Source organism: Kluyvera intermedia, assembly GCF_034424175.1.
In the GTDB taxonomy this organism is placed as follows: Bacteria; Pseudomonadota; Gammaproteobacteria; order Enterobacterales; family Enterobacteriaceae; genus Kluyvera; species Kluyvera intermedia.
Window position 1 is genome coordinate 2,541,014 of the sequence record NZ_CP139986.1, and the last position, 14,089, is coordinate 2,555,102.

Consider the following 14,089-nt stretch of genomic DNA (forward strand, 5'->3'; position numbering starts at 1 on the left):
ATAACGGAAGCACTTATCTTTATGAATAGAAAGCATCTATTTATCTTATTAACTTATTACCCAGAAAATTGATCCATCACAACCCAAAGGTATGATGAATCCATACAATCGTCATACTCATTTAGTCGTACCTCTCCATCATTAAGGCCACCGTTTTGTCCAGACTACGCCGCACCCTTATTGCGCTGCTAACCTGCGTCCCTCTCCTTGCTCATGCCTCAGCCCCGACCGAAATCACCACCGCATGGCCGGTCAACGTCGGGCCATTAAATCCCCATCTGTATACTCCCAACCAGATGTTTGCTCAAAGTATGGTCTACGAACCGCTGGTGAAGTATCAGGCCGATGGCTCAGTAAAACCGTGGCTGGCAAAAAGCTGGACCCACTCAGCGGACGGTAAAACCTGGTCTTTTATTCTGCGTGATGACGTAACCTTCTCAAACGGCGAAGTCTTCGATGCGAAGGCCGCAGCGGAGAACTTCCGTGCCGTGCTCGATAACCGTCAGCGCCATGCCTGGCTCGAACTGGTTAATCAGATTGTTGACGTCAAGGTACTGGGCAAAACTGAACTGCAAATTACGCTTAAGGATGCTTATTATCCTTTCCTGCAAGAGCTGGCGCTTCCGCGCCCATTTCGTTTTATCGCCCCTTCACAGTTTAAAAATAATGAGACGATGAACGGTATCAAAGCCCCCATTGGCACCGGGCCGTGGGTGTTACAAGCCTCGAAACTTAACCAGTACGATGTGCTGGTGCGAAACGAGCATTACTGGGGTGAAAAACCGCCACTGCAAAAGATTACGGTCAACGTCATCCCCGACCCGACGACACGCGCGGTCGCCTTTGAAACCGGTGATATTGACCTACTGTACGGTAATGAAGGTCTGCTGCCGCTCGACACCTTCGCGCGCTTTGCCCACAACCCGCAATACCGCACCCAGCTTTCTGCACCGGTTGAAACCGTGATGCTGGCGCTGAACTCCGCCAAAGCGCCCACCGACGAGCTATTGGTACGCGAAGCGCTAAACTATTCCGTCAATAAAAAATCGCTAATCGATAACGCGCTGTATGGCACTCAACAGGTCGCCGATACGCTGTTTTCTCCGACCGTGCCTTACGCTGACATCGGCCTTAAACCGCGTCAGTACGATCCACAACGCGCCTGCACACTGCTGGAGAAAGCAGGCTGGACGCTGCCTACCGGCAAGACAGTCCGTGAAAGATCGGGCAAGCCGCTACAAATTGAGCTGGCCTACATCGGTACCGATGCGCTCAACAAATCCATGGCTGAAATTGTGCAGGCCGACATGCGCAAAATTGGCATTGATGTGACGTTAGTGGGCGAAGAAGAAAGCAGCATTTACGCCCGCATGCGGGATGGCCACTTCGGCATGATTTTCTCCCGCACCTGGGGGGCACCGTACGATCCTCATGCCTTTATGAGCTCAATGCGTGTGCCGTCACATGCGGATTACCAGGCGCAACAAGGCCTGGCAGATAAGGCCATCATCGATAAAGAAATTAGTCTTGTGCTGACCACCACCGATGAAGCGCAACGCAAATCACTGTATCGCGATATTTTGACACGATTGCACAACGATGCGGTTTACCTGCCTATTAGCTATATGTCGATGATGATCGTGGCAAAACCAGAGCTGGGGTCAATTCCTTACGCCCCCATCACCTCCGATATTCCCTTTAAACAGATAAAACCGGTAACCCGCTAATGCTACGTTATATTGCGCGGCGTATTTTGCTGCTCATCCCCATGATTTTCGCCGCGTCAGTGATTATCTTCCTGATGCTGCGACTGGGTACCGGCGACCCAGCACTCGACTATTTGCGCCTTTCAAACCTGCCACCTACGCCTGATATGGTCGCGTCTACGCGGATTATGCTGGGGCTGGATCAACCGCTTATCGTGCAGTACGGCAGTTGGTTGTGGAAAGCGCTGCATCTGGATTTTGGCATCTCCTTCGCCACACAGCGTCCTGTGCTGGATGACATTTTAGCGTTCCTGCCCGCCACCCTTGAACTGGCCGGTGCCGCACTGGTGCTGATCCTGCTGACCTCTGTCCCGCTGGGAATTTGGGCGGCACGTCACCGTGACCAACTGCCCGATTTCGTTGTGCGGGTTATCGCCTTCCTCGGCGTCTCAATGCCCAATTTCTGGCTGGCCTTTCTGCTGGTGATGTTTTTCTCAGTGTACCTGAGATGGTTACCTGCACTGGGTTATGGCGGTTGGCAACATCTTGTTTTACCTTCGGTTTCCATTGCCTTTATGTCGCTGGCGATTAACGCCCGTCTGCTGCGGGCCAGTATGCTGGAAGTTGCCGGGCAGCGGCATGTCACCTGGGCGCGCTTACGAGGGTTAAATGATAAGCAAACCGAGCGTCGCCATATTCTGCGTAATGCCTCGCTGCCGATGATCACCGCCGTTGGCATGCATATCGGCGAACTGATTGGCGGCACGATGATTATCGAAAATATCTTTGCCTGGCCGGGCGTTGGGCGTTATGCCGTCTCAGCGATATTTAACCGTGACTACCCGGTTATCCAATGCTTTACGCTGATGATGGTGGTGGTTTTTGTGTTCTGTAACCTGATTGTTGACCTGCTAAACGCAGCGCTAGACCCGCGTATTCGCCGTCATGAAGGAGCGCACTCGTGAATTTTTTCCTTTCTGCGCGCGGGTCTGTCCGGTTAGCCCTCGTCATTATCATATTACTGGCGTTCATTGCCCTCACCAGTCAGTGGTGGCTCCCGTTTGATCCTCAGGCGATTGATTTACCGTCCCGTTTATTATCACCGAATAGCCGTCACTGGTTGGGAACAGACCATTTGGGGCGCGATATTTTCTCGCGTCTGCTGGCAGCAACCCGCGTGTCGCTCGGTTCCGTCATGGTCTGCCTGCTGCTGGTTCTGGGGCTGGGGTTAATCGTTGGCGGTAGCGCCGGGCTTATTGGCGGTCGCGTCGATCAGGCCACCATGCGCGTCGCCGATCTGTTTATGACCTTCCCGACTTCAATACTCTCTTTCTTCCTGGTTGGCGTGCTGGGAACCGGGTTGACCAATGTCATTATCGCCATCGCGCTCTCTCACTGGGCGTGGTACGCGCGAATGGTGCGCAGCCTGGTTATCTCGCTGCGCCAGCGGGAATTTGTGTTGGCTTCTCGTCTTTGCGGGGCGGGTCATATCCGCGTGTTTGTCGATCACCTGGCAGGAGCGGTGCTTCCTTCACTGCTGGTGCTGGCGACGCTGGATATTGGCCACATGATGCTGCACGTGGCCGGTATGTCATTCCTCGGCCTCGGGGTAACCGCCCCCACGGCCGAATGGGGCGTGATGATTAACGACGCTCGCCAGTATATCTGGACCCAGCCGCTGCAAATGTTCTGGCCGGGGCTGGCGCTGTTTATCAGCGTGATGGCCTTTAATCTATTAGGGGATGCACTGCGCGATCATCTGGATCCTCATCTGGACACGGAGCATGCTCACTGATGCCACAACACATCGAACTGCAGAATCTCGCTTTGCATGCCGAGCGCCCGCTGGTCAACGGTGTATCGCTGACACTGACGCGCGGACGCGTATTGGCGTTGGTAGGCGGCAGTGGGAGCGGAAAATCGCTGACCTGCGCCGCTACGCTGGGTATTTTACCCACCGGCGTCCGACAGACTGCGGGAACCGTTTTGCTAGACGGACACCCGGTTTCACCAGCTAGCCTGCGCGGGGTAAAAATTGCCACCATTATGCAAAACCCGCGGAGCGCCTTTAACCCGCTGCACACCATGGCCTCACATGCCCGAGAAACCTGCCAGGCGCTAGGTAAATCCTCTGATGAGCGCTCGCTTATCACCGCGTTAGAAGCCGTGGGATTAGATGATGCGGCTCGGATGTTGAAACTCTATCCCTTCGAGATGAGCGGCGGCATGCTGCAACGCATGATGATCGCCATGGCGATATTATGCGATGCGCCGTTTATCGTTGCCGATGAACCGACCACCGACCTGGATGTGGTCGCTCAAGCGCGTATTCTCGATTTGCTGGAAAGTATGATGCAAACACGTTCACCCGGCATGCTGCTGGTGACCCATGATATGGGCGTCGTGGCCCGGCTGGCTGATGATGTGGCGGTGATGGATTGCGGAAATATCGTCGAATTTGGCGCTGTTGAAACTATTTTCAGCACCCCCCAACATCCCGTGACCCGCAATCTGGTTTCTGCGCATCTGGCCTTGTACGCAATGGAGCTCACCTTATGACATTACTCTGCGTATCCGCCCTTTCACATCACTATACACACGCAAACCTGGGCGGGAAGCATCAGCACCATGCCGTGTTGAAAAACGTCTCTTTAACACTGCAACATGGTGAAACCGTTGCGCTATTAGGGCGTAGCGGCTGTGGAAAAAGTACGCTGGCACGCCTGCTGGTCGGGCTGGAGTTGCCCTCGCAGGGCAGCATTAGCTGGCGCGATGAACCACTCACTGGGCTAAACCGCGCAAAGCAAAAAGCCTTCCGGCGCGACATTCAAATGGTCTTTCAGGATTCGATAAGCGCAGTCAATCCCCGTAAAACGGTGCGTGAGATTTTACGCGAACCGATGCGCCACCTGTTGTCGCTCTCTAAGGCTGAACAATTAACACGCGCCCGAGAAATGCTCAATGCCGTGGATCTCGATGATAGCGTGCTCGACAAACGTCCTCCACAGTTAAGCGGCGGGCAGCTCCAACGCGTTTGTCTGGCTCGGGCATTAACCGTAGAGCCAAAGCTGCTGATTCTCGATGAAGCGGTGTCAAATCTTGATCTGGTGTTACAAGCGGGCGTCATTCGCTTACTCAAAAAACTCCAGCAGCAATTCGGCACCGCCTGTCTGTTTATCACCCACGATTTACGGCTGGTGGAACGTTTTTGTCAGCGGGTAATGGTGATGGATGAGGGGCAAATTGTTGAGACACAAACAATCGGTGACACATTAACCTTTTCCTCCAACGCCGGGCGTATGCTACAAAAAGCGGTCCTTCCCGCCTTCCCCACACGCCGAAATAAGGTTTAAGCCATATGCAACGTGTCACGATCACTCTTGATGACGACTTACTGGAAATGCTGGATGCGTTGAGTCAGCGCCGAAACTACAACAACCGATCCGAAGCGATTCGCGATATTTTGCGAGACGCCCTGGCGCAAGAAACGACGCAGCAACACGGCACCCAGGGTTTTGCTGTGCTCTCATATGTTTACGAACATGAGAAACGCGATTTAGCCAGCCGCCTCGTATCAACCCAGCATCATCATCACGATCTTTGCGTTTCCACGCTTCATGTTCATATTAACCACGATGACTGCCTGGAAATTGCGGTACTGAAAGGAGATATGGGGAATGTGCAGCATTTTGCCGATGATGTCATCTCGCAGCGCGGCGTACGTCACGGTCACTTACAGTGTCTGCCAGACAGCGAATGATTTGCACCTGTGATGTTTGCGGTTTTTTCGGTATCGTAGCGTTTTTCCCTCAGTGCGTAGAGTAATGAATAAGATCGTTTATGTTGAGGATGATCCCGATGTCGGGGCGTTGATCGCCGCGTATCTGGGCAAGCATGATATGGATGTCATCGTTGAACCGCGCGGTGATAATGCCGAAGCAACTATTGCCCGCGAAAAACCCGATCTGGTGCTGCTGGATATTATGCTGCCGGGAAAAGACGGAATGACGCTGTGCCGCGATCTGCGCGGGCAGTGGCAAGGGCCGATTGTGCTGCTCACCTCGCTGGACAGCGATATGAACCATATCCTGTCGCTGGAAATGGGCGCGAACGACTATATCCTGAAAACGACCCCACCCGCCGTGCTATTGGCCCGCTTGCGTCTGCACCTGCGTCAGAATCCGTCGAGCAATAATAATGCCGCCACGACACTCTCGTCCTTAACGCCGCACAAAGCGCTGCGCTTCGGCGCGCTATCCATAGATCCGGTGAATCGTCAGGTTCTCCTGAGCGGCGAAAATATTGCGCTCTCAACCGCTGATTTCGATCTACTGTGGGAAATGGCAACGCATGCGGGTCAGATTATGGACAGGGATGCGCTGTTGAAAAATCTGCGCGGGGTAAGCTATGACGGGATGGACAGGAGCGTAGACGTGGCCATCTCGCGCCTACGTAAGAAACTGCTCGATAGCGCCACGGAACCTTATCGTATTAAAACCGTGCGCAATAAAGGCTATCTTTTTGCCCCGCATGCCTGGGAATAAGGTCATCGCCAACAGCATTTTATGCTAGTGATGAAATTACAACCCTCGAGAACTTTCTCACCACCCCATGCTGAAACAGCGTATTCATGCTGTCAGTTGCGTTATTTTTCCGCAACCGGCAGCATTTTATAAAATTTAGCTAGCCGAGTAACTCAGCCGCATTCACGCCGCGAGCAAAACCGGCTTCCAGCAGGCCTAACGTCACGTCATAAATCGCTTTTGCCCCAAGGTTTTCCCCTTCTAGCGGGAAACTTAACACCGCGTCACGCACCACCGTCATCACCAGGCCTAAATCTGTCCCCGAACGAATGGTCGAGTTTACGCAGAATCCGGCCACAGCACCGATGACCGTCACTTCGTTTATTTGCGCCTCCTACAACCAGGCATAAAGATCGGTTGAACTAAAGGCCGATGACGTCGTTTTTATAAACACGGGTTCACCTTCGCGCTCTTCAAAACCGCTGACCGGTGAGAATGGAACTGCCTGTCTGTGCATCGGCGAACCGGGCTCAAGCGTTTCATGGCGGACGTGAAGCACCGGTTTTCCCGCCGCCCGAAACGCCGCTATCACTGACAGCATATTTGCCATGCTATTGGTTGGATAAAACGCCATCCCACCCTCAATTCGCTGAGCCACAAACTCTTGCATATCGATAACCAGTAATGCCTGCATAGCGCCTCCCTGTATGTTAAAAACCAATTTACGCAGGCTGTACCGTGATAACAAGCTGCTGATATTAATATGTGAATATGATAATCCAGCTCAGATAACAAAACGGTACAAAGACACATTTTTTGTATGCCAATATGGTGTTTTTATCTTTATAATCCGCCTCGGACTCTTATCCATACTGGATAAGGGGTAATTTACCGAAAACAACTCTTTCCGGCATTTCAGGTGCTGAATGGGGCAAGAGGCTTACAAGATGTTCACCACGCTCGCCTATGTTGTGCTTTTTTTAATCTGTTGCTGGGGTATATTCCAGATAGACCGCAAAAGCCAATCATTATCCCGCGCTGTTTTTATCGCCATTTTTATTGGCGCCGCTATTGGCCTATCGCTACATTTTATCGCGACCGAGAACAGTAAAATCGTCATTGACTGGTACAGTATTATCGGTAATGGCTATGTGAATTTATTAAAACTGGTCGCGGTTCCGCTGATCTTTATCTCCATTCTTTCTGCTATCAATAAACTCGACAATAATGCCGGGATTGGCAAAATGTCCCTGACCATCGTCGCCTGCATGTTGCTGCTGGTGATGGTTGCAGGCTTTGTCGGTCTGGTGACCGCACACGTTATCGGTTTAGACGCCAGCGCCTTTGGACATATGCAGTCGACGCTCACCGCCGATGATGTCAGCAAAACCGCTGCCGTATCATTACCACAGCTGCTGACCTCGCTTATTCCAACAAATGTATTCCTCGATCTTACCGGAGCCCGTAGCGTGTCGGTCATTGGCATCGTGATATTTACCCTGCTGGCCGGTATTGCTTTACTGAAAGTGAAGAAAGATGCTCCAGAAGAAGGAGAAAATTTAAGCGCGGGCATTAATGCTATTCAGATTTGGGTCATGAAGATGGTGCGTATTGTTATTGCGCTGACGCCTTATGGTGTCATGGCTTTAATGGCTAAAGTCTTCTCCACGTATCAGCTTGCGCAATTTACCAGTCTGCTCGGGTTTATTGCCGCCTGTTATCTGGCGGTTGCCATGATGTTTATTGTACACGCGATAATTCTTGTCCTGAGTGGTCATAATCCCCTGCATTATTATAAAACCGTCTGGCCAGTACTGACCTTCGCCTTTGTTTCACGCAGCAGCGCCGCCGCTATTCCGCTGGCTATTTCCGCACAGGAAAAATTCGGCGTTCCGAGCACTATCGCGAATATTGCGGCGTCGTTTGGTTCAAGCATGGGGCAAAACGGCTGTGCGGGGATTTATCCGGCGATTATGGTCGCCATGATCGCGCCAACGATGGGTATCGACCCGCTCTCATTCCACTTCCTGGCAACCTTGCTACCGGCCATTGCGCTGGGTTCAATCGGCGTTGCCGGCGTTGGCGGTGGCGGCACCTTCGCCGCGCTGATTGTGCTGTCGACGTTGAACTTCCCGGTTGCGCTGGTCGGTATTTTCATTGCCATTGAACCAATTGTCGACATGGCGCGTACTGCGCTTAACGTCAATGGCTCGATGATGTCTGGGGTTATTGCCAGCCGGGTGCTGGATACCAAAGAACAAGAGAAACAGTCGAGCGTCACGCTCAATTGATAGTCAATGCCTCAGCGCCCTGAACGCTGAGGCATTATTCTTAGTGGCTATGTAAGTATGCCGTTGAAGCTGAAAGCGCTGTTTCCGCCTTTTTATCCGCCCGCATAAAGTAGAACGTCACCAGGAACAGCCCAATCATAAACGGCACTTCATATAACTCTTCCATCAGATCGGCATAGTGCACATCACGCACAAAAAGTGGCGCCAACAGACGATGATGCTCGACCGTATCGGAAATTAAGAAAGCTAACGCCGTTACCGCCAACAACCACACCGGAAGTGAATTCTCTCGCATTCTGCGGGCAATTTCCTGGCGCAACGATGATGACAGCAAACACAGCAGCAGCCCACCCACCAAAACTACCGAGATAATTCTAAAGACGGTATGCGGCATTTCCGGGAAGTACACGCGCCCCCAACTGGTGCTACGCCCCAGCAAGACCACCCACCACATCACCGCCCACAGCCAGAATTGCTTTTCGCCCTTCGGCCTGGAAAAAGGTTTGATGTACCAGGCGGTAAATAGCGCCCCAAACAGCAGCCATAATGCCTGCAAATTTTCAATTTGCGAGACAACCGCGCCGCCAAGCAATGGAATATGCCAATCAGCCGCCCATGGGAACAGCACTGATAGCACAACAAGCCCAATCGCCGGTGTTGTTATTTGCGTATCGAATTTCATAGATTAATAGCCACATTGAGAATCTGCCTATCATCATAAAATTTTACTTTGGTTAGCCATTAGCAACGCATGCGCTTTTCTTAAGGTTATCTTAATGTTCGCATGAAAGGTGAAACGTCTTGCTGAGAAATGCAGCAAAAGCATCTCAATTCACCATTCACGGCTGCAGAAATGACCGCTCAAAACCATATGGTCATTGTGGGTATCTTATCAATGGCTGGTGACAGCGGCTGCAGCGACAGGATGATCGGACGAAGCAACAATAGTTGCCCTGGCGACCGGATGGTAACCGTTATCACTGGTTGCCGCCGCAACTGCAACCGGGTGATCGGCAGTCGCAACCGTGGTTGCTCTTGCAACAGGATGACGACCATTATTTCCTGTTGCCGCAGCTACTGCCACAGGATGGTCAGATGAGGCAACAACCGTGGCTCTCGCCACTGGATGATAATTAGCAAATGCAGATACAGAGGCGGAAGCTAAAACTAAAGTTAATATCATTTTTTTCACAGTATTCTCTCAGTAATTTCTGGTTTTTATTTTCTGGCGAGCCCCCTACTTTGAACAAATTAAAAAGAAATGTGCAATATGAAACCATACTGTTCTCAATTTAATTAATCATTAGACGAGCAAGATTGATTATCAAAGGTAATACGCCGTCATGAAAAGTCATTTTTAGTTTAATTTTGGATAACGACAACCACCTTAATAAATAGTGTATTTATTTCAATTAGTTCCAGTCTGGTGACTTCTTCATCCATAGAAATGGTGACAGAAATTCCACACCTGTAGGGACAAAGAAATACAAGAAGCGGCCTGCAAAACATCTATTTAACACCGCCGACCGAATCAAACACGCCACACTTATGCATGTAGCATATTGTCAGCCGGTGCAAACCCTGCTTTCATAGCAACACAAATAGGTCATGAAATTGCGGAAATGATTCACACTATTTATTCGACCTGGATACAAGAACTTGATGGGGATCAGATTGATTTCCTGAATCAGAGGATTGGGGGTTATGCTATCGCCCCTATTGAACAAAGTGATATGGCTAGCCAATTGAATTTCGGTGATATTTTATGAAGAAGCTGTTTGTGCAGTTTTACCTGCTACTGTTTGTCTGCTTCCTGGTCATGACCATGCTTGTCGGCCTGGTCTACAAATTCACCGCCGAACGCGCAGGCCGCCAATCTCTTGACGACCTGATGAAAAGCTCCCTCTATCTTATGCGTAGCGAGCTGCGCGAAATCCCGCCCCGTAACTGGAGTAAAACCCTTAACGAGTTGGATTTGAATTTGTCGTTTGACCTGCGTATTGAGCCACTGAATAAATTCAAGCTTGAAGACAGCGCCATGCGACATTTGCGGGCCGGTGATATCGTCGCCCTCGATGACCAGTACACCTTTATTCAGCGCATCCCTCGCAGCCACTACGTCCTGGCGGTTGGCCCCATTCCTTATCTCTACTTTATGCATGAGATGCGGCTTTTGGATATTGCGCTGATGGCCTTCATCGCCATATCGCTGGCCTTCCCGGTATTTATCTGGATGCGTCCGCACTGGCAGGACATGCTGAGGCTGGAAAGTGCGGCGCAACGTTTCGGTGATGGGCACCTGGGCGAGCGAATTCACTTTGATAGCATGTCGAGTTTCGAGCGTCTCGGCGTCGCGTTTAATCAGATGGCCGACAATATCAACGCGTTAATTGCCAGCAAAAAACAGCTGATTGACGGTATCGCCCACGAACTGCGCACACCGCTGGTGCGTTTACGTTACCGCCTGGAGATGAGTGAAAACCTGACCGAGCCGGAATCGCAGGCGTTAAACCGTGATATCGGGCAACTGGAAGCGCTGATAGAAGAGTTGCTGACCTACGCTCGTCTCGACCGGCCGCAAACCGAACTGTCGTTGACGTCCCCCGACCTGCCGGGCTGGATCGCCGCGCACGTAGAAGATGTGCAATCCGTCACACCACAACGTGAAGTGGTGCTGGGTCAATTGACGCGCGGTGATTATGGTGCACTGGATATGCGTTTAATGGAGCGCGTGTTGGACAACCTGATTAATAACGCCATGCGCTATAGCCAGAGCAAGATCCAGGTCAGTCTCACGCTAAGCGGCAGCACAGCCTGTTTACAGGTTGAAGATGATGGCCCGGGCATTGCCGCCAGCGAACGTGAACGGGTTTTTGAGCCGTTTGTACGTCTTGATCCCAGCCGCGATCGGGCAACCGGTGGCTGCGGATTAGGTTTAGCCATCGTACACTCTATCGCCGTCGCAATGGGCGGACATGCCAACTGTGTCGAAAGTTCGCTGGGCGGCGCCTGTTTCCGTTTGTCGTGGCCTATTTACCATCACATTTCCATCCCCGCCGCTAGCTGACCGGGGTTTGCACGGCGGTTAATCCCGGCGTAGAATAAAACCAGAAACAGTATGTTGTAACTAATTCGATTATTTGGGGATAACGATGGCCAGCTACGACCTCGCGTTACGCTTAACCGATACTTTTCGTCAGATGGAACGCGATCTCGCTATGCTGCGTGATGAGCTGGCCGAATGTCGCCTGTTAACCGCGCGGGTGTTTGAACTTCCCGAGGTGAGTAAGACGACCGAAACCGCGCCGATGTCGCAAATCAAGGTGGTGCAGCATATCGGACAATCGGCCTTCACCCGTGCACTACAGCATTTTGGCCACCTGTTTATTCAACAGCAATCAGAAAATCGCAGCAGTAAAGCCGCCGTGCGACTGCCCGGCGCCATCTGTTTACAAACCAGCGCCGAGCAGCACCAGTCTCTTGCCGCCCGCGTTGCCCGCATTAATACGCTGAAGGCCGAGTTTGAACAGCTAATCACCGTCGAATCAGGCCTTCCCGCAGTGGCGCGTTTTGAATGGGTACACCGTTATATTCCAGGCTTGATTACGCTCAATGCCTATCGCTCACTCACCCTACTATCCGACCCAAGTACCATCCGCTTTGGCTGGGCGAACAAGCACATCATCAAAAATCTGACTCGCGATGAAGTCATGGCGCAGTTGGAAAAAAGCCTGAAATCACCACGTGCCGTACCGCCGTGGACGCGGGAACAGTGGCAGGCCAAACTGGAACGCGAGTATCAGGATATTGCCGCCTTGCCTCAAAACGCCCGTCTGAAGATTAAGCGCCCGGTGAAGGTACAGCCGATTGCCCGCGTGTGGTATGCAGGGGAACAAAAACAGGTGCAGTACGCCTGCCCCGGCCCGTTGATTGCCATCATTTCAGGCAGAAACGGGGTCAGCGTACCGGACCTGGGTGAATTGCTGAATTACGATGAGGATAACGTGCAGCACCGACATAAACCTCAGGCGCAGCCACTGCAATTAATCATCCCGCGGCTGCACCTTTGGCTGGCAACCGATTAATCACCGCTTATCTGACTGCCGACCATCTCCTGTGGCCGCACCCAGCGGTCAAACTCCTCGGCACTGAGATAGCCCAGCGCCAGCGCAGCATTTTTCAATGTCAGCCCCTCTTTATGCGCTTTTTTGGCTATCTCCGCTGCTTTATCGTAACCAATATGGGTATTGAGCGCGGTAACCAGCATCAGCGACTCATTCAGCAGTTGGTCGATACGCTCACGGTTAGGCTCAATCCCGACCGCACAGTGTTCATTGAAACTCTCCATTCCATCCGCCAGCAGGCGAATAGATTGCAGCACGTTATGAATGACCATCGGGCGATAGACGTTCAGCTCAAAATTGCCCGAGGCTCCGCCGATATTCACCGCCACGTCATTGCCGATAATCTGGCAACATAGCATGGTCATCGCTTCGCACTGCGTCGGGTTGACTTTGCCCGGCATGATGGAAGAACCCGGCTCGTTTTCAGGAATGGACAATTCACCAATCCCGCACCGTGGGCCAGAGGCCAACCAGCGTACGTCGTTGGCAATTTTCATCATTGAAGCGGCCAGCCCTTTTAGCGCACCATGTGTGTGGACCAGCGCATCGCAGGTTGCCAGCGCTTCGAATTTATTTGGCGCGGTGACGAAGGACTGCTGGGTGATGGTTGCCAATTCCTGCGCCACCCGCACTGCATATTCTGGATGGGTATTAAGACCGGTTCCCACCGCCGTACCGCCCAGCGCCAGTTCGCTCAGGTGTGGCAAACTGTGTTCGATATGCTGACGGTTGTGCTCCAGCATCGCCACCCAACCGGAAAACTCCTGCCCCAGCGTTAACGGAGTCGCATCCTGCAAGTGGGTGCGGCCAATTTTAACGATATCGCGGAAACGCTCTGATTTCTGACGAAGCGTTTCTTGTAACACCGCCAGTTGCGGCAACAAATGCTCACGCACGGCGATGACGGCGGCAACGTGCATCGCCGTTGGAAACACATCGTTGGAGCTTTGGCTTTTATTCACATCATCATTCGGATGCACCAACCGTAACATACCGCGCTCGCCGCCCAGCAGTTCACTGGCGCGGTTAGCCAGCACCTCGTTCATGTTCATATTGCTTTGCGTGCCAGAACCGGTTTGCCAGATAGCCAGCGGGAACTCGTCCGGGTGTTTGTTTGCCAGCACTTCATCGGCAGCGGCAATAATGGCTCCCGCTTTGTCGGGCTGAAGCAGACCTAAATCCTGGTTTACCTTAGCCGCCGCACGCTTGGTGAGCGCGAGAGCATGGATCAGCGAAAGCGGCATTTTCTCAGTCGAGATGCGAAAATGCTCCAGTGAGCGCTGGGTTTGCGCGCCCCACAGTTTATCGGCCGGAACCTCGATAGGCCCCATTGAATCGCTTTCACGGCGTGACGTTGTCATTACCTTCTCCTTGAATTCAAAGTGATTGTGAAGTGACATTGCTCATGCGAAAAAGATAAGTATGGTCGTAGAAATGAAAACCGC

At 52.1% G+C, this 14,089-nt stretch carries 13 protein-coding genes and 1 pseudogene; 10 read left to right on the top strand and 4 right to left on the bottom strand.

Translation table 11 applies throughout. From position 1 onward, the window contains the following. The first annotated feature begins 140 nt into the window (after positions 1–140). The 7 genes from nikA (at position 141) to rstA (ending at position 6,250) form a co-directional block, all read left to right on the top strand. Complete coding sequence (gene nikA / locus U0026_RS12265; protein ID WP_164717437.1) at positions 141–1,727, top strand: nickel ABC transporter substrate-binding protein; 1,587 nt, start codon at positions 141–143, stop codon at positions 1,725–1,727. Next, positions 1,727–2,671 carry a nickel ABC transporter permease subunit NikB gene (gene nikB / locus U0026_RS12270; protein WP_062776876.1) on the top strand — a complete coding sequence of 315 codons (945 nt, stop codon included), beginning with the start codon at positions 1,727–1,729 and terminating at the stop codon, positions 2,669–2,671. Before nikA ends, nikB begins: the two co-directional genes overlap by 1 nt. Next, a complete protein-coding gene (nikC, locus tag U0026_RS12275) occupies positions 2,668–3,501 on the top strand; it encodes a nickel ABC transporter permease subunit NikC (RefSeq protein WP_062776874.1) in 834 nt (277 codons plus the stop codon). The genes nikB and nikC overlap by 4 nt, the downstream gene beginning before the upstream one ends. Beyond that, the gene (gene nikD / locus U0026_RS12280) at positions 3,501–4,265 is read left to right on the top strand and encodes a nickel import ATP-binding protein NikD (RefSeq protein WP_062776872.1); all 765 of its coding nucleotides are present in this window, start codon (positions 3,501–3,503) and stop codon (positions 4,263–4,265) included. Before nikC ends, nikD begins: the two co-directional genes overlap by 1 nt. Further along, positions 4,262–5,059, top strand: a complete 798-nt coding sequence (gene nikE / locus U0026_RS12285; RefSeq protein ID WP_062776870.1) for a nickel import ATP-binding protein NikE — start codon at positions 4,262–4,264, stop codon at positions 5,057–5,059. The genes nikD and nikE overlap by 4 nt, the downstream gene beginning before the upstream one ends. 5 nt (positions 5,060–5,064) lie before the next feature. Further along, entirely contained in the window at positions 5,065–5,466 is a 402-nt protein-coding gene (gene nikR / locus U0026_RS12290) for a nickel-responsive transcriptional regulator NikR (RefSeq protein ID WP_062776868.1), read from the top strand. 64 nt (positions 5,467–5,530) lie between these two features. Beyond that, positions 5,531–6,250 carry a two-component system response regulator RstA gene (gene rstA / locus U0026_RS12295; protein ID WP_062776866.1) on the top strand — a complete coding sequence of 240 codons (720 nt, stop codon included), beginning with the start codon at positions 5,531–5,533 and terminating at the stop codon, positions 6,248–6,250. Positions 6,251–6,389: 139 nt separating this feature from the next. On the opposite strand, the pseudogene U0026_RS12300 reads toward rstA, so the two are convergent. Beyond that, a pseudogene (locus tag U0026_RS12300) lies at positions 6,390–6,923 on the bottom strand (isochorismatase family protein). 277 nt (positions 6,924–7,200) lie between these two features. Between U0026_RS12300 and U0026_RS12305 the strand changes: the two are divergent. Continuing rightward, on the top strand, positions 7,201–8,520 hold the full coding sequence (locus U0026_RS12305) for a cation:dicarboxylate symporter family transporter (RefSeq protein WP_164717438.1): 1,320 nt from the start codon (positions 7,201–7,203) through the stop codon (positions 8,518–8,520). 40 nt (positions 8,521–8,560) lie between these two features. Here U0026_RS12305 and U0026_RS12310 read toward each other — a convergent pair whose 3' ends face one another. Then, positions 8,561–9,202 (bottom strand): hypothetical protein, encoded by a 642-nt coding sequence (locus U0026_RS12310; RefSeq protein ID WP_062776864.1) that lies wholly within the window; start codon positions 9,200–9,202, stop codon positions 8,561–8,563. Positions 9,203–9,412: 210 nt separating this feature from the next. Then, a complete protein-coding gene (locus U0026_RS12315) occupies positions 9,413–9,703 on the bottom strand; it encodes a hypothetical protein (protein WP_228552213.1) in 291 nt (96 codons plus the stop codon). Between the two features lie 582 nt (positions 9,704–10,285). Here U0026_RS12315 and rstB point away from each other — a divergent pair. Further along, positions 10,286–11,587: a two-component system sensor histidine kinase RstB gene (gene rstB, locus U0026_RS12320; RefSeq protein ID WP_062776859.1), complete on the top strand. Its 1,302-nt coding sequence runs from the start codon at positions 10,286–10,288 to the stop codon at positions 11,585–11,587. 85 nt (positions 11,588–11,672) lie between these two features. Next, positions 11,673–12,605 carry a DNA replication terminus site-binding protein gene (gene tus, locus U0026_RS12325; protein WP_062776857.1) on the top strand — a complete coding sequence of 311 codons (933 nt, stop codon included), beginning with the start codon at positions 11,673–11,675 and terminating at the stop codon, positions 12,603–12,605. Here the strand turns inward: tus and fumC are convergent. Next, positions 12,602–14,005 (bottom strand): class II fumarate hydratase, encoded by a 1,404-nt coding sequence (gene fumC, locus U0026_RS12330; protein ID WP_062776855.1) that lies wholly within the window; start codon positions 14,003–14,005, stop codon positions 12,602–12,604. The genes tus and fumC overlap by 4 nt on opposite strands. Positions 14,006–14,089 lie beyond the last annotated feature (84 nt).